Origin of the sequence: Gilvirhabdus luticola, assembly GCF_040117515.1 — a bacterium.
In the GTDB taxonomy this organism is placed as follows: domain Bacteria; phylum Bacteroidota; class Bacteroidia; order Flavobacteriales; family Flavobacteriaceae; genus Gilvirhabdus; species Gilvirhabdus luticola.
The window spans coordinates 642637-666349 of record NZ_JBEEEN010000001.1; the positions used below are offsets into that span (position 1 = coordinate 642637).

Consider the following 23713-nt stretch of genomic DNA (forward strand, 5'->3'; position numbering starts at 1 on the left):
AATTAATAAATTATGTATTTAGAAATTGTAACACCTGAAGCTACAATGTTTAGCGGAGAAGTAGAGTCTGTATCAGTACCAGGAGTTAATGGTGAATTTGAAATGTTAAGAAATCACGCGCCAATTGTATCTATTCTAAAACAAGGTTATGTTAAGATTTTTGGTGACAATGTACAGTTTGATGAAGAAGTAGCTGATAAATTTATTAAAGGCGAAAAAAGAGGACGATGGTTGTCTATAGACTCTGGAACGATTGAATTAAAGGATAATAAAGTAATCGTTCTAGCTGACTAAAGCTATCACATAAAATTAAAAAAAGCCAAACTAAAGTTTGGCTTTTTTTATACTATTTATTGTAACATAATGTATAATAATGCTGCGATAACTCCACCTGCAATTGGTCCAAAAACTGGAACCCAAGAGTAACTCCAATCACTATCTCTTTTCATTTTCATTGGGAGTAACGTATGAACTATTCTAGGACCCAAATCTCTTGCTGGATTAATGGCGTACCCTGTTGTTCCACCCAAACACAGACCAATAACCCAAACTATAAAAGCCACAGGAATAGCGCCTAATGATCCCAAACCAAAATTAACATTTTGGCTTTCAATACTTAACTCTGGAGCAACAATATAAAGCACTGCAAAAACCAAAACAAAAGTACCAACCGCTTCACTCAAAAAATTAATTGGTATATTTCTTATCGCTGGAGAAGTACAAAATGTAGCCATGACCAGATTTTTGTCTTCAGTTATTTTGTAATGGTTAATATGCACTATCCAAACCGCAAAAGTTCCAAACATAGCACCAATAAACTGAGCTATTATATACGAAGCTACTAGAGACCATTCGAACAGACCACTTACGGCCAATGAAATTGTAACTGCTGGATTTAAATGAGCTCCACTATAAGGTCCAGCAACAAGTACTCCGGTATAAACGGCAAGAGCCCAACCTGTAGTAATTACAATCCAACCTGAACCATGACCTTTAGTTTGCTTTAAAACAACGTTAGCTACAGCACCATTCCCTAATAATATCAATAAAAAAGTACCTAAAATTTCTGCAATAAATGGAGTCATAAATTCTGATTTTAGTTATTCTTCGATCCAATTTTTTGATCTTGAAACGGCTTTATGCCATTGATTAATAAGACTCATAACTTCTACTTCTTCGATATTAGGCTCAAAAACTTTATCAACAGACCACTGGTTTTTAAGATCTTCTACACTATCCCAAAAACCAACAGCCAATCCTGCCAGGTATGCAGCTCCTAAAGCTGTAGTTTCTAAAAAATTGGGCCTAATTACTGGAAATTGAAAAATGTTTGCTTGAAATTGTAATAACAAATTATTAGCTGTTGCACCACCATCTACTCTCAATTCAGTTCCCTTTGCATTGGCATCTGCTTCCATCGCCTTAACAATGTCATAAACCTGATAAGCTATACCTTCAATTGCTGCTCTAGCAAGATGTGATTTATTGCTTCCTCTTGTGATTCCAACTATTGTTCCTCTAGCATAAGAATCCCAATATGGTGCTCCCAAACCTGTTAAAGCAGGTACAAAATAAACGCCTCCGTTGTCTTCAACTTTATTCGCCAGTTCCTCAATTTCTGCTGCATCATCAATCAAGTTTAAACCATCTCTTATCCATTGTACAACTGCTCCTCCAACAAAAACACTGCCTTCCAAAGCATAGTTCGTTTTGCCATTAATTGTCCAAGCAATTGTTGTTAGTAAATTATTATTAGAGTAAACTGGTTTTTCTCCAGTATTCATTAATAAAAAGCAGCCCGTGCCATACGTATTTTTTACCATTCCCTTTTCGGTACATAATTGTCCGAAAAGTGCTGCCTGCTGGTCTCCAGCTATTCCTGCTATTGGAATCTTTACATTAAAAATACTTTCATCTGTAAAACCATAAACTTCACTACTTTGTTTTACATCTGGTAAAATACTTTTAGGGATATCAAATAATTCTAGAAGTTCGTCATCCCAAGATAATGTCTTGATATTAAATAACATGGTTCTACTTGCATTTGAAACATCAGTCACAAATACCGTCCCATTGGTAAGTTTCCAAATGAGCCAAGTATCTACTGTACCAAAACATAATTTATTAGATTTTGCTTTGTCCCTTGCACCATCAACATTATCCAGTATCCATTTCAGTTTTGTTGCAGAGAAATAAGCATCTATTATTAATCCTGTTTTCTTTTTTATTTTATCAAGGAACCCTTTTTGCTTAAGTGAATCACAATATTTGGCAGTTCTTCTGTCTTGCCAAACAATGGCATTATAAATAGGATCTCCTGTCTCTCTATCCCAAACAACAGTAGTTTCTCGCTGATTGGTAATACCAATTCCAGCAATATCTTTAAACTCAACATTTGTTTGCTTGTTAATGTTAAGAGCAGATTGTATTTGTGAATCCCAAATATCTTTTGGATTGTGTTCTACCCAGCCTGGTTTTGGAAATAATTGTTTAAAATCTTGTTGTGTAGTGGTAATATTTTTACCTGAATGATCAAATAAAATAGCTCTTGATGAAGTTGTGCCTTGATCTAATGCTAAAATAAAGTTTTTACTCATAATAATAGTCTATGACATATTTTTCAGCAACTTTTTTAAATTCTTCATTTTGTTCATCAATCCAAGTTGCGTCTTTATTAAGTTCCTTTGCCATGACTTTGGCAACAAAACGTGATGATTCAATAGCTGCTTTAGCATCCAAAAACAAGAGTCTCACTCTGCGTGCTAAAACATCTTCTAACGTCCTTGCCAATTCATATCGTACAGCCCATACAATTTGTCCGGCTGTAAAAGGGTAATTTACATGAATTTTTTTAGAATATAAAATATTAGATTCTTCAAATTCTTTTATGTATTTAGCATCGGAACCATAGACATTTAGGCGCTTTTCTTTAAATGTTTGTGTTTCCTTAACATTACCATGAATCGGAAGATTTTTGGTTCTTGATCTGACATTTTTATAATTATGCAGTAGAATAGATTTATCAACTACTTCTTCAGCCATTTTTCTATAGGTTGTCCATTTACCTCCAACAATACTAACAAGGTTGCTATCTGAAACTATTATTTTATGGTTTCTAGACACTTCTTTGGTTTTTGTTTCATTTTTTCTTGGTGCTGCAAGCGGTCTTAAGCCTGCAAAAACAGAAAGAATATCTTCCTTTTTTGGAGGCCTTTGAAAATATTGAGCCCCATTTTGAAGGATAAAGTTTATTTCTGACTTTGAAGCAACAGGATCTAAAGTTTTCTTTTTAACTGGCGTGTCTGTTGTACCCACCAAAACTTTATCATGCCAAGGAATAATAAATAAAACCCTTCCATCTGTAGTTTTGGGTATCATAATGGCATAATTGCTATTCAAAAGAGATTTATCAAACACCAAATGAATTCCACGACTAGGCACTACTGTTTTTTTATGTGTTGGATCGTTTATTTTTAGAATCCTATCTGTAAAAATTCCTGTTGCATTGATAATACATTTAGACTTTATATGATATTTTTCACCGGTTTCGTCATCAATAACTATGACTCCTTCATTTTTACCATGCTTATCTTTTAAAATATCAATGACTTTAAAATAATTAAGTATTGTAGCTCCTTGTTCAATTGCGGTTTGTGCAAGATTGATTGCGAGTCTGGAATCATCAAACTGACCATCATGATAGACAACACCATTTGAAAGATTCGCTTTTTTTAGATTTGGGAGAATATTTATGACTTTTGAGCCTCTAATTAGTTCAGATTTTCCCAAACTTAAATTTCTGGACAGTAAATCATATATCTTAAGCCCAATGGCGTAATAATATCCTTTCCACCGATTATAATTTGGAATGACGAAGGATTGATTCCTGAATAGGTGTTTGGCATTTTCTGCTAGAATACCTCTTTCTTGAAGTGCTTCAACAACTAAACCAATATGGCCTTGTGACATGTATCTAACGCCTCCATGAACTAATTTTGTGCTTTTACTTGACGTACCTTTCGCAAAATCATTTCCTTCAAACAATACTGTTTTAAAACCTCTACTGGCAGCATCAACTGCTATTCCCAAACCACTTGCTCCACCACCAATGATTATACAATCCCAGTTTTCGGTTGCCTTTATTTTAAGAATTTGTTCTTCTCTTGAAATCATACTATACAATTGGCGAAATACTTCAACAAAAAATCCTGTTCTAAATCTTTAGTTTGCAGGTATCAATTAAATAAACATGTTACCAATGGATTACACTTTAATGAATATTTTTTTTCTATACAAAGCATACCCAAGAGCCAAATAAAATGTTACAACAAATAACGCATATAAGAATGATGCCATTTTATCTGTTAGAAAAGATTGCATTGCCACATTTTTGTATAACCAATAATGAATACTTGACCCTCCAATTTTTACTAATCCAAAGGTTTTGGCAATAAAACTTGACATAAAAAAAATAGTAATGGCATTCATGCCAACATATTTAAAAATAGTGCCAACTGCTATCTTTTTTACATCAGTAAAATAATAAATAACTGCCAAAATCAAAGTTGCCCAACCACTGGTTACCAAAACAAAACTACTGCTCCAAAGTGCTTTATTAATAGGAAACCATATGTCGAACACATATCCTGAAGCCAATAATAAAATTGAAGCCCCAAACAACCATCGTACATCTTTCAAGTTATGCAGTAGTCGCCCAATAAGGATTCCCGAAATGCAGGTAGCAATGGCTGGCAATGTGCTTAAAAGACCTTCTGGATCGTAATCTTGTTTCCACATATGTTCACCTAAAATATGAAAATCGACAAACATCGTCCAATTATTTGGTGCTCTATCAAACGTTGGCATTGTCCCATCGGGCATCGGAACAAACCCAAGAAGCATCCAATAGCCAATTAAAATCAAAAACCCAATTCCAAAAAGAGTTTTAAAATTGACATTCAAAAAAAGTATTGTAGAAATTAAAAATACAATGCCAATGCGCTGTAAAACACCAGGAATTCGCAGTGCTTCAAATTCTTTTAAAAAGGGAGTATAGGGTAAGAATGCATTTAAAAACAACCCCAACCCTATAAGCTTAAAACTCCTTATTAAAATCTTTTTATAGGTTGCTTTAGTTGATGATTTGTTTTTGTATGAAAAGTAAATGGAGATCCCTACAATAAATAAGAAAAAAGGGAAAATCAAATCCGTTGGTGTAAGTCCATGCCATTCTGCATGTAGTAAAGGCGAATATACACTACCCCAAGAACCTGGATTATTGACCAAAATCATTGCTGCAATGGTAAAGCCACGCAGTATATCGACAGACTCTATTCGGTTTACCATAAATACCGTGCTACTTTTTTAAACCCAATTTATGGCCTGAAATGGCATAGTACAGAATGATTATATAACAAGGAAGTAAAATCCAATAACTCTTTGTCGAAGCACTTGCCGCTGCTTCCATTTGGTTAAGCCCTTCTGCAATGAGTTCGTGCTTTGAATTATCTACCAGTCTTCCATATAATGGTGGAATAATGGCGCCTCCCGATATTGCCATAATCAATAAAGCAGAAGCTGTTTTGGTAAACTTTCCTAGTCCAGCTAATGTTAAGGGCCAAACAGCTGGCCAAACTAAAGCATTTGCAATACCAAGTGCTGCCACGAAAAGAACCGAAGTGAACCCGGTGGTAAATAAAATACACACGGTAAAAATAATTCCCAATACAGCGCTAATCCTTAACGCCTTTCCTTGGCTCAAGAATTTTGGGATTAAGTAAACACCTAACGCATAGGTGGCTACCATGGCCATTAGTGTAAAGGTCGTGAAAAATTTGGCGTCTTCGGCAGGAAAACCCAAAGAAATACCATAAGCGATAATAGTATCTCCTGCAATAACTTCGGCGCCGACATAGACAAATAAAGTCAATACGCCTAACCATAAATGTGGAAATTGAAAAATACTCGTTTTGGCAATTTCTCCCTCTTTGGGCGCTTCTATAGGTGTTTCTTCAACATGGGGCAATGGCGCTTTTCTAATTAATATTCCCAATAAGACAAGTACTACTGCCATAACTATGTAAGGGGTAACTACGCTGTCTGCCATAGTATCCAATAATTGAGTTTTTTCTTCGGTAGATACCGTACTTAATTTTTCCTTTATTCCATCGATACCAGAAAGTAAGATGGCGCCAAAAATCAAAGAGCCTAAAGAACCCGCAACTTTATTTGCAATTCCCATAATGGCTATTCGCTTAGCGCCACTTTCTATAGGTCCCAAAATTGTGATGTACGGATTTGCCGCCGTTTGCAATAAGGTCATGCCCATACCTTGAACAAAAATACCACTTAAAAACACCCAATATGTTCTGGCTTCAGCTGCTGGAATAAAGATCAATGCTCCTATAGCCATAACAATCAAACCTAATGACATGCCTTTTCGATAACCTATCCGTTTTAAGATATACGATGCCGGTAAAGCCATTGCAACAAAGGATATATAAGATGCTGTCGCAACTAAATAGGATTGAGCATCAGTCAATTCGTTTATGGTCTTCATAAACGGAATAAGTGCTCCGTTGATCCATGTTACAAAACCGAAAATAAAAAAGAGTCCCGCGATGATCATGATAGGGACTAACGTGGTGTTCTTTGTTGACGACGATTTTGTTCGGTTTTTAGACATGGTAGTTAGCTATTATTATTTTATTAATTGGCTTTTAGGTAAGCGAAAGATAAAATAATTTTAACTCCAATCCCAAAAAATCAATACCCAATCTTGATTGTTGGAACTGTAAAAACATAATGGCTTAAAGCCTACTGCATAATGTGCATGTAACGAGCGACTATTTGCAACATCAACTTCAGTAATTACCATATCAAATTTTGATCTTAATTGTTGTTTCATTTCATTGTACAGCCCTCTAAATATGCCCTGCTTTCTATAACTTTTATCTATACATATTTGTCCCATGACAATATATGCTTGATTAGATTTTAAACAGTTTTCTATTTGTTGAAACATGGGTTTTAAAACCTCTATCTTATTTTTAAACGCTTTGAGCATACAAAGAGCATAGCCTACAACTTTTTTGTTATGCATTGCTAATATATGAGGGCATTTATCATTCATCCTCTTAAGCAAATTGAAATCATGCCTTACGGTAACAAATCCTTCTTTAATTCGATCTTCTTCAGAAACAGAAGTTAAGTAATTTGCACTTTGGAGTAAAAGAATTTCATGTAGTTCTTGATCTGAATTGGCTCTTTTATAAATAATATCCTTTAACAAAATTTATATCTAAATTTTTATAGATTTTAACTCGACCTTTAAATCTTGAAACATACTGATAATACTACTCATTTTTAATTCATTTTCATCATATTCTTGAGTATTAATACAACATGTAAACTCCCATAATTCAAGAATGTTTTCAATTTCAACCTCATAAGGCTTATAAGTCTTATTGTCGCTGCTTAATAATAACGTATTATTCTCTTTAATAAGATTATAAATACGTTTATATACCAACCCATCGTCCTTTGTTAAGACAATATAAGTTTTTCCATTTTTTACATCACTGATACTTTCTAAAAATTTTCCGACTACAAAGGCTCCATCCTTTACGGGCAACATAGAATCTCCTTTAATGGGAAAGGCGCGATGTGTACCGGTTGGAAGAAAGGGAAGTTTTATTTTTTGGAGTTTTTCTATATATTCTGGATCGTCATAACCACTCAAATATCCTGCTGAAGCTTTTGCGGGAATAATTTCAATAAGATCTTCATTACTCTCATTAACTGTTATTGGAAACAATACACGCTTATTTCCTACCTCTATAAACGAAGTATCTTTAGCCAATCGTAAATCATGCTTAACCAAAATATCAATAGGAATATTAAAATAATTAGATAAGTCTATTAATCTATCTATTGGTGGTTCTGACCTTCCTTCCTCATATGATCCTATCATAGATCGGGACCAACCCAGTTCTTCAGCAAAACGCTCTTGAGATATTTTCTTGAGAGTTCTCAAATGCTTTATATTTCCTTGAATAGGTTTCATAATTTAACATTAATTACTACAAATATAAGCAATAATAACTACATATTGTAGCTTATATTTGTAAAAGTTATGTATCTAAATTGTCACTCATATTACAGCTTACGCTATGGCACTATAAAGCCCGAAAGACTGCTTGCTGTTGCTTCAAAAAATGGAATACAAACATTGGCATTGACCGACATTAATACAACCTCTGCATGTTTAGATTTTGTACGTATTTCATCCAAATATAAAATCAAACCTATTTTGGGTGTAGACTTTAGAAGTGGTGCTAAACAACATTTTATTCTTATCGCAAAAAACAATAATGGATTTTATAATATCAATCAATTCCTTTCTGTATTTCTACATAATGCAGATTTAAAAATCCCAAATGAAGCTCCAGTACTTGAAGATACTTTTGTAATATATCCTTACGAGCATGATAAACTGTATAGCTTAAGAACAAATGAGTTTGTAGGTATTAAACCACATGATCTAAATAAACTAAAATTTTCTAAATGGAATATCTTTCGTAGTAAATTGGTGATCTTACAAACAGTTTCATTTGAAAACAAAAAAGGATATAATATTCATCGTTTATTACGCGCCATTGATAACAATTCACTGTTAAGTAAACTTCCAAAAAGTGAACAAGGCCAAGAAACAGATATTATGCTTCCTTATGATGAACTATGTAAAACATATCAAGAGTTTCCAGAGCTTTTGAAAAACACAAAATCACTTTTAGACGACTGTTTTATTGAGTTTGATTTTTCACAAGAAACACCAAGCAATCAAAGGACATTTACTTCAAATGAAGATTCAGATTATGGGTTATTGGAAAAACTGACTTATGAAGGTATAGCATATCGTTATCAAAACCCTGATAAAACAATTTATAAGCGAATTGAAAAAGAGTTGCAAATTATCAAAGAAAAAAGCTTTGTGTCTTACTTTCTTATTAATTGGCATGTCTTGGTATATGCGCGTAGTAAAGGTTATTTTTATGTGGGCCGTGGTAGCGGAGCTAATAGTATTGTCGCCTATTTGTTACGTATTACTGATGTTGACCCTATTGAGTTAGATCTCTATTTTGAACGTTTTATAAACCTGTTTCGAAAAAATCCTCCAGATTTTGATATTGATTTTTCATGGACAGATCGTGATGATATTACCCAATTTATTTTTAATAATTTTAAAAATACTGCACTTCTCACCGTTTACAATACTTTTAAATTTAGAGCTTCTGTTAGAGAGCTAGGAAAAGTATTTGGTCTGCCAAAAGCCGAAATAGATATACTTGTTAGAGGAAAATACGATATTAAAAATTTAGACAAATTATCACAATTGGTAATAAAGTACAGTGCCTATATTCAAGGATTTCCAAACTATTTAGGCATTCATGCTAGTGGTATTATTATTTCAGAAAAACCCATTCACTATTACACAGCAACATTTATACCTCCTAAAGGGTTTCCAACAACGCAGTTCGACATGGTGGTAGCCGAAGATATTGGTCTTTATAAGTTTGATATTTTAAGCCAACGTGGATTGGGGAAAATTAAGGATACTCTAAAAGTAATAAAATATAACTACCCAAAAAAAATACCAATAGACATCCATGACATCAAACAATTTAAACGGGATAAGCGTATCAAATACCTATTGAGAAATGCCAAGGCTATTGGTTGCTTTTATGTAGAATCTCCTGCTATGCGAATGCTTTTAAAAAAGCTACAAGTAGATAATTATTTAGGTTTGGTAGCTGCCAGTTCGGTTATTCGTCCTGGTGTCGCTAAATCTGGTATGATGCGCGAGTATATACTACGATATCGCTATCCTGAACGTAGAAAAGACGCACATTCTGTATTGCTAAACATTATGCCAGAAACTTTTGGAGTTATGGTCTATCAAGAGGATGTGATTAAAGTAGCTCATCTTTTTGGAGGCTTAACTCTAGGAGAAGCCGATAGATTACGTCGAGGCATGTCAGGCAAATTTCGATCAAGAGATGAATTTTTAATCGTGAAGCAGCAGTTTTTTAATAACTGTAAAAATAGTGGGAAACCGGAAAAACTTACTGCAGAGATTTGGAGACAGATCGAGAGTTTTGCTGGATATGCATTTGCTAAAGGTCATTCGGCTTCTTATGCGGTAGAAAGTTATCAATGCTTGTTTTTAAAAGCCTATTTTCCTTTAGAATATATGGTAGCCACTATCAACAATTTTGGAGGGTTTTACCGAACCGAACTCTATGTACACGAAGCCAGAATACATGGTGGTATCATTGAGCCTCCTTGTATAAACAAAAGTTTTGATGTAACAGTCATCTATGACAAAACTATTTATTTGGGATTTATGTTCTTACAATCGCTAGAGTCAAAAACCATAAAAAAGATAATTACAGAGCGACAAAAAAATGGAATGTATAAAAGCTTGGATGATTTTATTGAACGCATCGCTATTTCTGTTGAACAAATCTCCATATTAATAAAGATTAATGCTTTTCGATTTACTGGAGTCAACAAACGCGAGCTGCTTTGGGAAGCACACCTCAAAATCAGTAAAACACTTCCTGAAGAACACACAGCAACATTATTTCAAACAAATCGAATCAACTATAAAACACCAGAATTACCAAGCACTTCTTTGGAAAATGCTTTTGATGAAATGGAACTATTAGGGTTTCCACTTTGTAGTCCTTTTAAATTATTAGCAAAACCACAAGGAAGCCCTTTAAGGGCCAAAGAACTTGTATGGTATAAAAATAAGATCGTTACTATAGAAGGTTATTTAATTACCAGAAAAAACACATTAACAAAAAATAAAGAAGCCATGCATTTTGGAACCTTCTTGGATTACGATGGAGATTTTATAGATACCGTTCATTTTCCTCCAGTTGCCACTAAATTTCCATTTAGAGGGCCAGGAGTTTATAAGATTACCGGAAAGGTTATTGAGGAATTTGACTGCGTCAATATAGAAGTCATCTCCATGTATAAATTGGCAGTTATTGAGGACCCAAGGTATACTGATGTAAGTAAAGCCGTTGAGGTATGATTTTGGAAGACAGGGCTATTGTACATATGGATTTAGACACTTTTTTCGTGTCCTGCGAGCGGTTAATTGATAGTCGACTTATTGGCAAACCAGTACTTATTGGAGGTACGAGTGATCGTGGCGTGGTAGCCTCGTGTAGCTATGAAGCTCGTAAGTTTGGAATACACTCTGCTATGCCCATGCGAATGGCAAAAATACTTTGCCCCGAAGCTATAGTCCTTCGAGGAAATTCTGGAGTTTATACCAATTTTTCAAAAGACGTTACTGAAGTTATTAAAGAAAGTGTGCCCCTATATGAAAAAACTTCTATTGACGAATTTTACATTGATCTTACAGGAATGGATAAATTTTTTGGATGTCATAAATTAGCTTCTGAATTGAGACAGCGCATCATTAAAGAAATAGGATTGCCCATTTCATTTGGGCTTTCCGTTAACAAAACAGTATCTAAAGTTGCGACTGGAGAAGCCAAACCTAATAATCAACTACAGATTATAAAAGGTGCTGAAAAACCTTTTTTGGCTCCATTATCAGTTCGAAAAATCCCTATGGTTGGCAAAGTTACCTATAAATCACTATGCGATTTGGGAATAAAGCAAATTCAGACCATACAAGAGATGCCTATGGATTTAATGCACAGGGTTCTTGGAAAAAACGGATTAACTATTTGGAAAAAAGCGAATGGTATCGACAATAGTCCTGTAATCCAATACCATGAACGTAAATCAATTTCTACAGAACGCACATTTGACAAAGATACTACCGACGTTGTCAAACTAAAAGGAATAATCATTGCTATCGCAGAAAATTTAGCATATCAATTACGTCGTGGCAACAAATTAACAGCCTGTATTACTTTTAAAATAAGGTATTCAGATTTTCAAACCTATACACAACAACAGCGTATTCCATATAGTGCTTTAGATCATAATATTATTCCAGTAGTGTTAGAATTATTTCAAAAACTTTATAATAGAAGATTACTCGTGCGCTTAATTGGTGTTAAATTTAGTCACCTTGTTGAAGGAGGGCATCAAATTAATTTATTTGAAGATAATGAAAAGCTCCTTTATCTATCTCAAGCTATTGATAAAATGCGTGAACGATATGGTGACCGTTCTGTTATATGCGCCGCTGGAATACACGCAAAAAGCATCAGCAGGTGGAATCCATTTACCGGAGAACCTCCACCACTATTAGCTAACAGGCGACAATAAAGTACTTGCTCAAATACCACTAAAAAGGTGATTGCATTTAAAGTATTTTTCTACTTTTGCTCACATATGGTAAAACACATGCAACTTAAGTCAGTAACTATTTTAGTTGGATTATTCATTTTAACAAAAGCATATTCACAAGAGATAACAAAACAGCAAGAACTAGATTCGATTGTAATAACATCTAGTAGAATTGACTTACCTTTTAAAGAAAATTCAAGAACCATAACTGTTATTACTTCAGAAGACATTAAGCAAAGTACAGCAACTAATGTTGCCGATTTGCTGCAACAAGTTGCTGGTATTGATGTAAGACGACGAGGTGTTAATGGTATGCAGTCAGACCTGTATATTCGAGGCGGAAGTTTTGATCAGACTCTTTTGCTCATAGATGGCATTAAGGCCGAAGACCCGCAAACGGGCCATCATACCATGAATATGATTTTACCCATAGAAGTTATTGAACGAATCGAAATTATAAAAGGCCCAGCTGCTCGTGTATTTGGCCAAAATGCGTTTACTGGAGCTATAAATATTGTTACCAAAACGAATGCAGATAAAGTGAATGAAGTTGGATTTCAAACTGGTTCATACGACCAGCAAAACTTTAATGCTACGTTAGGAAAAGATTTTAAAAGCAGTTCACTTATTGCTCATACATCTATAAACAGCTCCGATGGCTACAGATATAATACAGATTTTGAAAACCAGAATTATTTCTTAAAAAGCAGCTTCAACAAAAACAAATTGCCGATAAGTATTTTAGGTTATTTTACCCAACGTAAATTTGGTGCTAATGGATTCTATGCTTCACCAACAGCAATAAATCAGTACGAAGAAACACAAAGCAGTTTGGTTGGCGTGTCGACAATTTATAAAACCAAAAGCCTCACCTTAAAACCACGACTATATTGGAAACGGAATCAGGATATGTACTTGTTTGTAAGAAATAGACCTTCTATTTACAGAAATTTACACATTTCAAATAAAGTTGGTGCTGAAGTGAATGCGTCCTTAATTTCTAAAGCAGGTATTACAGGATTTGGGATAGATATAGCCAAAGTATATTTGTCAAGTAACAATCTTGGAGGTAGAAATCGTGATATGATAACCATGTTTTTGGAACATCGCTTAAAACTTATAGATGAAAAACTTGACGTTACTCCAGGAATAGCCGCAACCTATTTTTCTGATTTTAAGTTTCATGCCTTTCCGGGAATTGATGTAGGGTATAGAATAAATGACACATTTAAAGTCTATGCCAATGCAGGATATACCTACAGAATTCCAACATATACAGATTTGTATTATAGTGACCCAACAACGCTGGGTAATGAAGATTTAGAACCAGAAGAAGCCATTACAGAAGAAATTGGGCTTAAATACTCAAACAACAGCATTAATGGATATGTGGCTATTTTCAATAGAAGCTCAAGAAATCTTATTGATTATGTGAAAGAAAATGAAGACGACCTTTGGCAAGCCACTAATATTCAAGATATAAATTCCTTCGGATTTGAAACCAGCCTGTCATACAATTTCAAAATGTCTGACCATAATCAGACTCTTAATTTTGGATATAGCTATTTAGATGAAAATTTAAAAGATATAAATAAAAGCTTTTCAAGATATTCTATAAATTCATTAAAACATCACTTTACAACAACATATCATTCACGGTTTTTCCGACATATCTCTCAAGACATTACCTATAAATATGCAAAACGTACCACTGGCGAAAGTTATGGAATCGTAGATGTAAAGGCTACTTTGTCTATTGAGTCCTTTAAATTTTCAGTTATTGGGAACAATATTTTTAACACAGAATACACCGAAACCAATTTAGTGCCAATGCCCAAAAGGAATATACTATTGGATTTAAAGTACATTTTTTAGCTATGAGTTTTTAGTTGTGAAATCTCACAACAATTAAAATTTAGTAACTATTTCTTAACTTTAGCTCCTTTATAAAAAACAGACGATATTGAAATTAAATCTTCAAGAGATTCCTCGATTAAAGACTATAACCAAAGAGGATTTTATTAAGCATTATTTCAAACCACAAAAACCTGTGGTTATTGAGCGCTTTATTGAAGACTGGCCAGCCTATTCTAAATGGAACCTGGATTATATGAAGGCCATAGCAGGTGATAAAATTGTGCCACTTTATGACGACAGACCTGTAGATTATAACGACGGATTCAATGAACCTCATGTCACAATGAAAATGAGCGATTATGTGGATCTTCTTAAAAAAGAACCCACACGATATCGTATTTTTCTTTGGAATATTTTAAAGGAAATCCCTGAACTTCAGCAAGATTTTAAATTTCCAGATTTTGGCTTAAAACTTATGAAAGGATTACCAATGCTGTTTTTTGGAGGTGAAAACTCATATACTTTTATGCACTACGACATTGATTTGGCCAATATTTTTCATTTTCATTTTCAAGGTAAAAAGCAAATAATCTTGTTTGATCAAAAACAGAATAATTTTTTATATAAAGTGCCTCACTCTCTAATAACCAGAGAAGATATAGATTTTTCCAATCCAGATTTTACAAAATGGCCAGCCTTAAAAAAGGCAAGAGGTTATACTACCCAACTAAACCACGGTGAGGTCTTATATATGCCTGAAGGTTTTTGGCATTATATGCGCTATGTCACACCAGGTATTTCTATGAGTTTAAGAGCTATAGCTAGAAAACCCAAAAACCTGGCTCAAGCCATTTATAATATTTTTATTATGAGGCATTTTGATAATACCATGCGCAGTATAAAAGGGCAACAATGGATAGATTGGAAAAATGAGCAGGCCATTGTGAGAACTCACAATAATCACAATAAATAGTTAAGGTATTAATTCATTGACTTTATTATAAACCAAAAAAGATTCCCAACCTCTGTACAAAAGATAATCTACAAGTTTCTTTTTCCGCTTTAATTTATTGGGCTCTTTAAGTTGATTTATTCTTTTTTCGACAAGTTTCTCAAAAATGTCGTTATACTCCTGCTCATTAATTTCATCAAGTGCTGATTTTATATTATGTTTGGAAACATCTCTTTTCTTTAATTCCAAAGTGAGGCGATTCTTACCCCAATATTTTTGCCTTAACTTTCCGCGTACATATGCTTTGGAAAAACGTTCCTCGTTAAGATAGTTATGTTTAATAAGGTGACCCATAGTTTGGTCTATAGCTTCAGGTATCATGTGCATGCTCTGAAGTTTTTGCCTAACGTCTTGATGACATCGTTCTTGATAGGCGCAGTAGTTTTCGAGTTTTTTTTTAGCTTCTTCTACAGTATATGACTTATGTTTGAGCATGTGTAAAAATAATAACAAAATGTTAATAATAGCAGAAATGCAAGCCCTTGATTTTTAAGTAAATTGAATTATATTTGCTAGATTTTATAAAAAATTGAATTCATTACTCCTTATGATCAAGAAACAAACCCTCATTGTTTTAATCTTCTTATGCATTAATTTTTCGGGGTTTGGGCAAGTAATATTTTCCAATCTAATAACTGGTAACAATCCAAATAATTTTGACCCTTATATTAATGGGCAAATAATTGACCCAAATATTACTGTTTCAGGTATAGGCAGGGGAACTGGAATCAATGGTTTCAATGGTAACGATAGGTATAATGCAAGAGATTGGAATTTATCTGCATTAGATATTGATGATTATTTTTATTTCACCATTACACCTAACACTGGTTATGAGATTGATTTTATAAGTTTTGAATATACAGGTCAAAGCTCTCAACAAGGTCCAGTAAATATTGCTGTCAGAAGTAGTTTGGATGGCTATACAAATAATATTGGAACTGGAATAATAGCTGGTGCAGTTATTGATCTTTCTGCTCCCGCTTTTCAAAACATAAATTCAACGATAACTTTTAGAGTTTATGCTTGGGGTGGAATGAATAATAATGGTACGTTTAGTATTAATGATTTTGCTTTTAATGGGAGATTAAATACTTTTTGTAGCTCAACATCTACTTGGGATGGAGCTTCTTGGAGCTTGCCTCCAAGCTTATCTACACATGTAATTATAAATGGAGATTATAATACTACTACAAATGGAAGTTTTAGTTCATGCAGTTTAATTGTAAATTCTGGTTCAACTTTAATTGTTGATGATGGTAGTTATGTTCTGGTTGAAAATGATGTGACCATTTATGGCGATATTATTGTAAGAACTTCAGGCTCTTTAGTACAAGTGAACGATTCAGGAACTTTTACGCTTGATCCAAGTGGCAATGCAACTGTAGAAAAAGAAACAGCAGAAATGAAACAGTGGTACGAGTATACTTATTGGAGTTCTCCTACAGAAACTGAAACGGTTGGTGCAGGTTTATCAGATGCTCAATCAAATAGGCGATTTGGTTTTAATGGAGCTAACTATTTAGATAGCCAAAAGGAAATTGGAAACAGTAACAGCTACACTCCAGGTCAAGATGATATAGATGACAATAATAATGATTGGTTCATTTTGTCTGATTCAGACCCAATGGTTCCTGGAATGGGTTATGCGTCTACACATAATCAGGTAATATTTAATAGCTCTCCTTGTTATACTGATAATAATCCAACTACACCATGTCAATTTACCTATACTTTTGAAGGCGCTTTTAATACAGGAATTATTAGTGTTCCTGTTTATAGAAATGACTCTGAACTCAATGACAATAACTGGAATTTTATTGGCAACCCTTATCCTTCAGCTATTGATGCGAACTTATTTTTAGCTGCCAATTCTGTAATTGATACGGTTGACCAAGGAGGTATTGATGGTGTTATTTATTTTTGGTCACAAACAACACCGCCTTCAAGATCAAATAACGGTAACCAGGTTGAGAATTTTTCTCAAGCAGATTATGCGATTATTAATGCAAGTGGTGAAAATCCTGGTGGAGATAATGTCACACCAGATAGATTTATACCGTCTGGACAAGGATTTTTTGTTGCTTATTCAAATTCTGGAGCTGTTGATTCCACAAATGGTAGTATTAAACAAGGTACTGTAACTTTTAATAACGCAATGAGAGTTAATGGAAATAATACTCAATTTTTTAGAAATTCAAACTCAAAGGAAAATTCAGAACCTAATAAACTATCCATAAAACTGACGTCTGATAATGGAGTTTTCAATCAGATTTTAGTTGCCTATGTAAATGGTGCTTCAGATGATTTTGATGGCCTAACTTATGATGCGCCTAGAAACCTTTCTACAGGAGCTTACTCTATTTTGTATTCTATTATTGAAAATAATGATAAGAAGTTCGCTATCCAAGGTAAAGATCCTAATAGTCTGGATTTGGATGAAACCATTGCTATAGGCTTTGATACTTCTATTGATGTTGCCACATTATATACTTTATCTATAGCACAAATAGAGGGCAACTTCTTTAACAATAATACGGTTTACTTAAAAGATTATGACATGAATACCATACATAATCTTTCCGATTCTGATTATACGTTTACCTCTGAAGTTGGCGAGTTTAAAGATCGTTTTGAAATTGTATTCAATGATGCCTCTTTAGGTATTAATCAAAATGATATAGAGGCTAATACTGTTACAATTATTGAATTAGATGCTGACCATGTAAAGTTTAAGGCTTCAAATAATCTGAATATTTTAAATGTACAATTGTTTGATGTTTTGGGCAGACAACTCTACAATTTTAAAGGGAACAATAATGTTGAAATTTATAATCTGTCTTCATTAAGTCAAGCCACTTATATTGCAAAAATAGAATTATCTAACGGCGCCATTGTTACCAAAAAAGCTGTTAAAAAATAATGACTTTTTAAAGTTCAACTTTTAAAGCTAATATTAAATTTCTCCCTGCTGCTGCTATTCCAGACGAATATGTTTTATATCGTTGGTTTGTTATATTCTCAAGATTTGCGGTAAGTGTAATTGATGGATTAATTGAGTATTGTGTTCTTAAGTTTAAGGTGTACCACGATGGTGAATACGGATTTCCATTTTCATCCAAAGCGTAGATATAATCCTTTTCAATTTCAGAAGGCGCTAACTGATTGAAAGATAATTCCTGATTGTAGTTTGCAAAGACATCAATTTTAAAATTATTAAAACTCCAAATTAAATGCGTGTTTCCAAAATTTGGTGCTACGTGCCTAATAGGCACTTCTATATCATGATCTTCTTCTGTGCCTCCGATGGCATTATATTGTGATGTTAACTTAAGATGTTCACTAAAGTTTATTTCCATTCCGAACTCAAAGCCATAAATCCATGCCTTTGATGCATTCTGTATCGCCTGAACATTACTTAATTCGCCATCATAAATAATTTCTGTTTCGCCATTTATCATATAATCTCTTCGTACCAATGCATTGTCTAAATATGTATAATACGTACTAAAATCTAAAATAACTTTATTACTGAAGTTGAATTTTAGCCCTAGTTCACCACCGTAAGCATATTCTGGTCTTAAATTTTCATTTGGAACAACAACAGATCCAGGTTCAGAATCAAAGACTTTACCTATGTCATCAATGTTTGGAGCTCTAAAGGCAGATGATGCATTTAATTTCCATTGTAGAATGGCATTAGGAGACCAACTTATTCCAGCTGTTCCAGTTAATGCTCCTGCATTAATTTTGGAAGATTCAAATGGCAAGTTCAAATAGACATTATTTTCTTTAAAACTAGCTTTTGAAGAGACATGATTAAATCTTAAACCCGACTGAAAAACAAATCTTGGGTTGGGTTTGTACTTAATACTTGAATATATTGCGGCCGATTGCCAATTGGCTCCATTAGGATATCTTGAAATTGTTGGAAAGAGCGTATTTGATGTTATGTTCTTTTCATTTCCAACAGACTTTATGTAATTATATACATATTCTACACCATAAAAAAATTCTGTCTTTGTTGAAAGGTTTTTTTCAAAATCCATATTAAAAGAATACATATCAACAGCTTCTTCTCTAATATTTCTTATTTCAGATTGATAATCTCTATCTATCCTACTTTCTTGGAAATTTTGATATGCGACAGATACTTTAAAAGAATCGTATAAATTAGATCTGCTACTTAACCTGCTGATGTTTGCATTAGCCATAAACCAGCGTTGAGGTCCGTAATACCATTCGGCAGATCGTAAATTATCGCCTCTATAGCGTATAAGTCTATCATATCTTGGGTAATCTGAAGTTGTTGTATAATACAAACCCAAATCCAAACTTAAATTATCATAAGGTTCATACTTTATTTTTTGCATTAAATTAATTTGATTATATCCCGAAGGTACTTGAGTTCTTGGGTCCTTATTTTCAACAATACTGTCTACATTATTTATTGTTGTTACATATTCGGGCCTTAAGTATTCTTTAGGACCATATTTACCCATTCTTAAATCATTAAAAGCGTTAAAGCTAATACTTGACAAAAACGCTATTTTTTTCATTCCAAAACTAAAATCTAAATGGCCCGTTTTTTCGTCACTTGCAGAAGCATATCTACCTATAGCATCTGCTTTAAATGCTATGGAGTCTTTGTACGAAAGTTTTGGTTGTTTAGTGTAAAAACTCATAACACCTCCAACAGCATCACTTCCATAGATTACTGAACCTGCTCCTAAAGTTATTTCGGTGTTTTGAACGGAAAATGGGTCTATAGAAATAATATTTTGAAGATTTCCTCCTCTAAAAATAGCATTGTTCATTCTAACTCCATCTACCGTTATTAACAATCTATTGGTTGAAAAACCTCTGATCATCGGACTACCTCCTCCAAATTGGCTTTTTTGTATGTACACGTTCCCTGTGTTTTCCAATAAATCTGCACTGGTTTGTGGGTTTATAAACTCAATGGTTCTAGAGCTGATACTAACTATTTTTTGTGGAATATCTTTTTTGCTTTGCTCAAACTTTGAAGCGGATAAGACAATTTCTTCTAAATCTTCAACCTTCTGTTCTAAATAGATTACATTATTATTAGCTCTAATTTGCTGTTTATTCAACTTTATATTCACATGAAGGATATGTTCAAAATAAATGTCTTCAGTATCAGAAAATCGGTCTAAATTAGCAATTCCATTAATGTTGGTTATGGTATAAATATTTTGTTCAGAATTATAGATCGCAACATTTGAAATGGGAGTATTTGCAATTTTTACAATGACCTTAACTTCCTGTGACCACAAGGATAAGGAAAAGCTAAGCATGTAAAAAAATACTGTAATTTTCATCAAGGTTGGTTAAGGGTTGTTAGTTGAATACTTGGTAAAAAAGCTGTAATGATTTAGGTTCTTTAAAACCAGATAAATGTAAATCAAAATACAATAACATTATTTTTAAAAAAGATTGTCTTTGTTTTGAGTTCAGTTTTATAGTATTTAACTCATCAAAATTTATGCCTAACAGACGTTTTAAAAGTACTAAATTTTGTCCTGAAATTGTATACAACCCTGTTTCTGAGTCTTCAAATTTGCCTTCAATGAGATTGAAAAAATCAAAATCAATATTTGTTGTATCCGGATAGAACCCTAAATACCGCGATAATTTTAATAAAAACAGTAGGTGAAAGTTTGAGAGATTATCATGCTGATCCAACCATAAAAAAGCAGTTTCAATGTAATTATACAGTGTTCTATTCTTTTCTTCTTCAATCAAACAACTTGAAAGAACTTCAGCCAAAAACATTACAATTGTACTCTTTAAAACATTGGTGTGCAAACTTACATACATATGATTCATCCTTAAGTCTTTGATACTTTGAAAGGATCTGTTCGCTCTATGTATAGTCTCTATATCTAATTGAGATAATAATTGAAAATATGCTGTTTTTACCTTCCCTTTTTTGCTTTTTAAAACTCCTTTAAGCATGTAGCTCACCATACCCAACTCTTGAGTGTAGCATTTTACAATAAGGTCACTATCTCCATATTTGATTTTTGAAATTACAATGGCCTTTGTAGAAATAACCATTATCTAACTACCATTATTTTTAAAACTTTGGTCTCAAATGTATCCAGATCGGACAACATGACCAAATAAACTCCAGAAGCCACTATATTGTTTGCGAGATTTTTCCCATTCCAATAAGCTGTTCCGCCAGCTATTTCAAGATTAAAACCATTGTATCTTAAGTTTGTTCTTGATTGAGCTTCTGCTACAAGATTGCCTTCAATATCCGTGATTTTAATATTTACATTATCTGATATTCCACTTATTTTAACTTTTTCATCAACAATATTAAAACCAGGCCTAACAGGGTTAGGATAGACATAGGCGTTTTCTAAATCATCAGATACGCTAGATCCTCCTGCTCTAAATGATACTAATCCTCTTTCGGTTGCTATATAAACAACTCCTTGGGATGAATCTATTGACACGTCAGAAATATTATCTGAAGGCAATGGTGAGTTGTCTTGTGTAAAATGAAATATTGTTTCTTGACCATCTGACGAAAAATAAAACAATCCTGCTCCTATAGTTCCTACCCATTTGTTATTAGATCCATCTACTTCAATATCTGAAACAAATTGTTGAAATAAAAGTTCTTTTGCCGTGCCATCTTCAAGAATTATTATCTCTTCTACCTGTACATTATCATCAGTGAAAAAATTGGATGTATTGTATAATACTCTCAAACCTCTAAAAGTACCAATCCAAAGCCTGTTTCTATTATCTATTGCTAAAGCTGTCGTGTAGTTAGATGGAAAATTATTTGCTTCATCTTTTAGTTTTTTTAATGCCATCCCATTATTTTCATTAAAGCCAATTATACCTTGTTCATAACTAGCAATCCACTTTGTTCCATCACTACCAATTACCATATCTCCAAATCCCAAATTATCGTCTAAACCACTAGGGATAATGTCTGTAAAGCTGTATGATTGCCATTGATTTGCACTTGGGTTATAAGATTTTAGAGGACTATCTACTCTGCTCGTTACAGTCCACAACAAACCATTTCTATCAAAAACAGAAGGCCCTACTCTTATATCTACGTAATTAGGGTTATTTGGGAAAATTAATGATTCTAAACTGCTGTTTGTTTGATTATAAAGTATAGTAGGTATCTCATCATTTACCTCTAATAAGCCGCTAAAAAATGAACTGATAAATACTTGATTATTGTTGAATGGATTTATAGCGATATCATTTAAGGATACCGCTCCAAAAACATCTTCAAAAGGTGTGTTAATCCAATCTTCATCATTCAAGTGGCTAAAGCCTCTTCTATTTAGAGGATAAGGGTTGTAAAACAAATCATATTCTCCAAAAGAAACCCATACATTGTTATTTTGCGCTTCTAGTGAAAAAGAATTATTTAATAATGGCCCTTGTGGATGAATCTCTTCAAAAGTAGTAGGGTTATTAATTGGTGTTTTTAAAACTCCCAGAGTTTCTGTCCCAATATAAATATATTCAGAATCTATGGTTGCCGAGGTAAATTTTGTTTGAAATTCTGAAGTAGGAGATACTTGAGAAAGTAAATTAAAATTTGAATCATAAACAAACACATTATCTGCTATTGTAACTATTAAAAAGCCATTTACTCCACTAACATTTACTGGTAGTGTATTGTAATTAATTAATGATATAAAACTGTCATTAATTACACTATAAATATTTCTATTGCCTCTTACGGCATATAGTTTATCATTCACAGACTCAATAGCACTCCAATTGCCACCAATTAAGGTCTGCCATTGCTGATAGTCTATTAAATTGTTACTCGTAGACAATGCTTTTTTAACACCACTAGCACCAAAACAAGCAGCATAGATAAAGTCTTGATAAATAGCTGTTTGTCTAACAGGTATTTGGCTCCCGAAATCACCAATAAAATAAGTGTCTCCAAACTCTAACCTCTCTAAATCGTAAACTGAAATACCATAATTTGTAGAAATATAAATCAAACCATTATATTCATTAAAATGATTGATCTTTTTAAGATCTGGTGAGATTGTGGCTTTCTCTAATATATCTACAACAGACAAAACATTATCATCAGAATTAAAAACTATTTCCATTAATCCATTTTCATAACCAATAACCAACAATCCGTAGGTTTCGCTATAATGAATAGTGGAAATAATCTCTCCTGAAAGCCCTTGAACTGTTGTTATTTCTTCTATTTCATTTGTCGTAGTATCAAACACAAAAATCGCATTTTCAGCAGCAGCAAAAATTTTATTATCTCCTTGTGAAGTGTCTTTGATATTATAATAAGAAAAATGTCCTTCCCAAAGTGCAGAAAAATCTTGTCCACTGTGAATTAACGGAAACAAGCAAAATAAATAAAGTATTATTCTTTTTATCATGCGTTTTTAAAACTTTCAAATATATTTATAACAAACGAGTTTTACTTTAAAATAATATATTTAAAACAAAAAG

The 23713-nt window shown here is 33.3% G+C and carries 17 protein-coding genes; 6 read left to right on the forward strand and 11 right to left on the reverse strand.

The features are described 5' to 3' along the window. Positions 1-12: 12 nt before the first annotated feature. Positions 13-294 carry a F0F1 ATP synthase subunit epsilon gene (locus tag AAFP94_RS02925; RefSeq protein WP_316660595.1) on the forward strand — a complete coding sequence of 94 codons (282 nt, stop codon included), beginning with the start codon at positions 13-15 and terminating at the stop codon, positions 292-294. Positions 295-350: 56 nt separating this feature from the next. Here the strand turns inward: AAFP94_RS02925 and AAFP94_RS02930 are convergent, their stop codons facing one another. The 7 genes from AAFP94_RS02930 to AAFP94_RS02960 all read right to left on the reverse strand — a co-directional run bounded on the left by AAFP94_RS02930 (position 351) and on the right by AAFP94_RS02960 (position 8065). Continuing rightward, positions 351-1085: an MIP/aquaporin family protein gene (locus AAFP94_RS02930; protein WP_316660594.1), complete on the reverse strand. Its 735-nt coding sequence runs from the start codon at positions 1083-1085 to the stop codon at positions 351-353. 15 nt (positions 1086-1100) lie between these two features. Then, positions 1101-2597 carry a glycerol kinase GlpK gene (gene glpK / locus AAFP94_RS02935; RefSeq protein ID WP_316660593.1) on the reverse strand — a complete coding sequence of 499 codons (1497 nt, stop codon included), beginning with the start codon at positions 2595-2597 and terminating at the stop codon, positions 1101-1103. Beyond that, entirely contained in the window at positions 2590-4170 is a 1581-nt protein-coding gene (locus tag AAFP94_RS02940; RefSeq protein WP_316661270.1) for a glycerol-3-phosphate dehydrogenase/oxidase, read from the reverse strand. Before AAFP94_RS02940 ends, glpK begins: the two co-directional genes overlap by 8 nt. A 93-nt stretch (positions 4171-4263) precedes the next feature. After that, on the reverse strand, positions 4264-5346 hold the full coding sequence (locus AAFP94_RS02945) for an acyltransferase family protein (protein ID WP_316660592.1): 1083 nt from the start codon (positions 5344-5346) through the stop codon (positions 4264-4266). Positions 5347-5356: 10 nt separating this feature from the next. Continuing rightward, the gene (locus tag AAFP94_RS02950) at positions 5357-6685 is read right to left on the reverse strand and encodes a sugar MFS transporter (RefSeq protein WP_316660591.1); all 1329 of its coding nucleotides are present in this window, start codon (positions 6683-6685) and stop codon (positions 5357-5359) included. A 60-nt stretch (positions 6686-6745) separates the two neighbouring features. Continuing rightward, positions 6746-7291 carry a GNAT family N-acetyltransferase gene (locus AAFP94_RS02955; RefSeq protein WP_316660590.1) on the reverse strand — a complete coding sequence of 182 codons (546 nt, stop codon included), beginning with the start codon at positions 7289-7291 and terminating at the stop codon, positions 6746-6748. Positions 7292-7300: 9 nt separating this feature from the next. Further along, entirely contained in the window at positions 7301-8065 is a 765-nt protein-coding gene (locus AAFP94_RS02960; protein ID WP_316660589.1) for an XRE family transcriptional regulator, read from the reverse strand. Positions 8066-8134: 69 nt separating this feature from the next. Between AAFP94_RS02960 and AAFP94_RS02965 the strand changes: the two genes are divergently transcribed. From AAFP94_RS02965 to AAFP94_RS02980, 4 genes are all read left to right on the forward strand, one after another. Then, the gene (locus AAFP94_RS02965; protein WP_316660588.1) at positions 8135-11107 is read left to right on the forward strand and encodes a DNA polymerase III subunit alpha; all 2973 of its coding nucleotides are present in this window, start codon (positions 8135-8137) and stop codon (positions 11105-11107) included. Beyond that, a complete protein-coding gene (dinB, locus tag AAFP94_RS02970; RefSeq protein WP_316660586.1) occupies positions 11104-12324 on the forward strand; it encodes a DNA polymerase IV in 1221 nt (406 codons plus the stop codon). The genes AAFP94_RS02965 and dinB overlap by 4 nt, the downstream gene beginning before the upstream one ends. 78 nt (positions 12325-12402) lie before the next feature. Then, a complete protein-coding gene (locus tag AAFP94_RS02975) occupies positions 12403-14220 on the forward strand; it encodes a TonB-dependent receptor plug domain-containing protein (RefSeq protein ID WP_316660585.1) in 1818 nt (605 codons plus the stop codon). An 88-nt stretch (positions 14221-14308) separates the two neighbouring features. After that, positions 14309-15175 (forward strand): cupin-like domain-containing protein, encoded by an 867-nt coding sequence (locus tag AAFP94_RS02980; protein ID WP_316660584.1) that lies wholly within the window; start codon positions 14309-14311, stop codon positions 15173-15175. Here the strand turns inward: AAFP94_RS02980 and AAFP94_RS02985 are convergent, their stop codons facing one another. After that, positions 15176-15649, reverse strand: coding sequence for a regulatory protein RecX (locus AAFP94_RS02985; RefSeq protein ID WP_316660583.1), 474 nt, complete (start codon positions 15647-15649; stop codon positions 15176-15178). A 112-nt stretch (positions 15650-15761) separates the two neighbouring features. On the opposite strand from AAFP94_RS02985, the gene AAFP94_RS02990 reads away from it, so the two are divergent. After that, positions 15762-18137 carry a T9SS type A sorting domain-containing protein gene (locus AAFP94_RS02990; RefSeq protein ID WP_316660582.1) on the forward strand — a complete coding sequence of 792 codons (2376 nt, stop codon included), beginning with the start codon at positions 15762-15764 and terminating at the stop codon, positions 18135-18137. Between the two features lie 7 nt (positions 18138-18144). On the opposite strand, the gene AAFP94_RS02995 is transcribed toward AAFP94_RS02990, so the two are convergent. From AAFP94_RS02995 to porZ, 3 genes are read right to left on the reverse strand one after another with little or no spacing between them, the layout of a single operon-like run. Next, entirely contained in the window at positions 18145-20556 is a 2412-nt protein-coding gene (locus AAFP94_RS02995; RefSeq protein ID WP_409628023.1) for a TonB-dependent receptor plug domain-containing protein, read from the reverse strand. Positions 20557-20575: 19 nt separating this feature from the next. Continuing rightward, entirely contained in the window at positions 20576-21295 is a 720-nt protein-coding gene (gene recO, locus AAFP94_RS03000) for a DNA repair protein RecO (protein ID WP_316660580.1), read from the reverse strand. Then, a complete protein-coding gene (porZ, locus tag AAFP94_RS03005) occupies positions 21295-23640 on the reverse strand; it encodes a type IX secretion system anionic LPS delivery protein PorZ (protein ID WP_316660579.1) in 2346 nt (781 codons plus the stop codon). Before porZ ends, recO begins: the two co-directional genes overlap by 1 nt. Between the last annotated feature and the right edge of the window lie 73 nt (positions 23641-23713).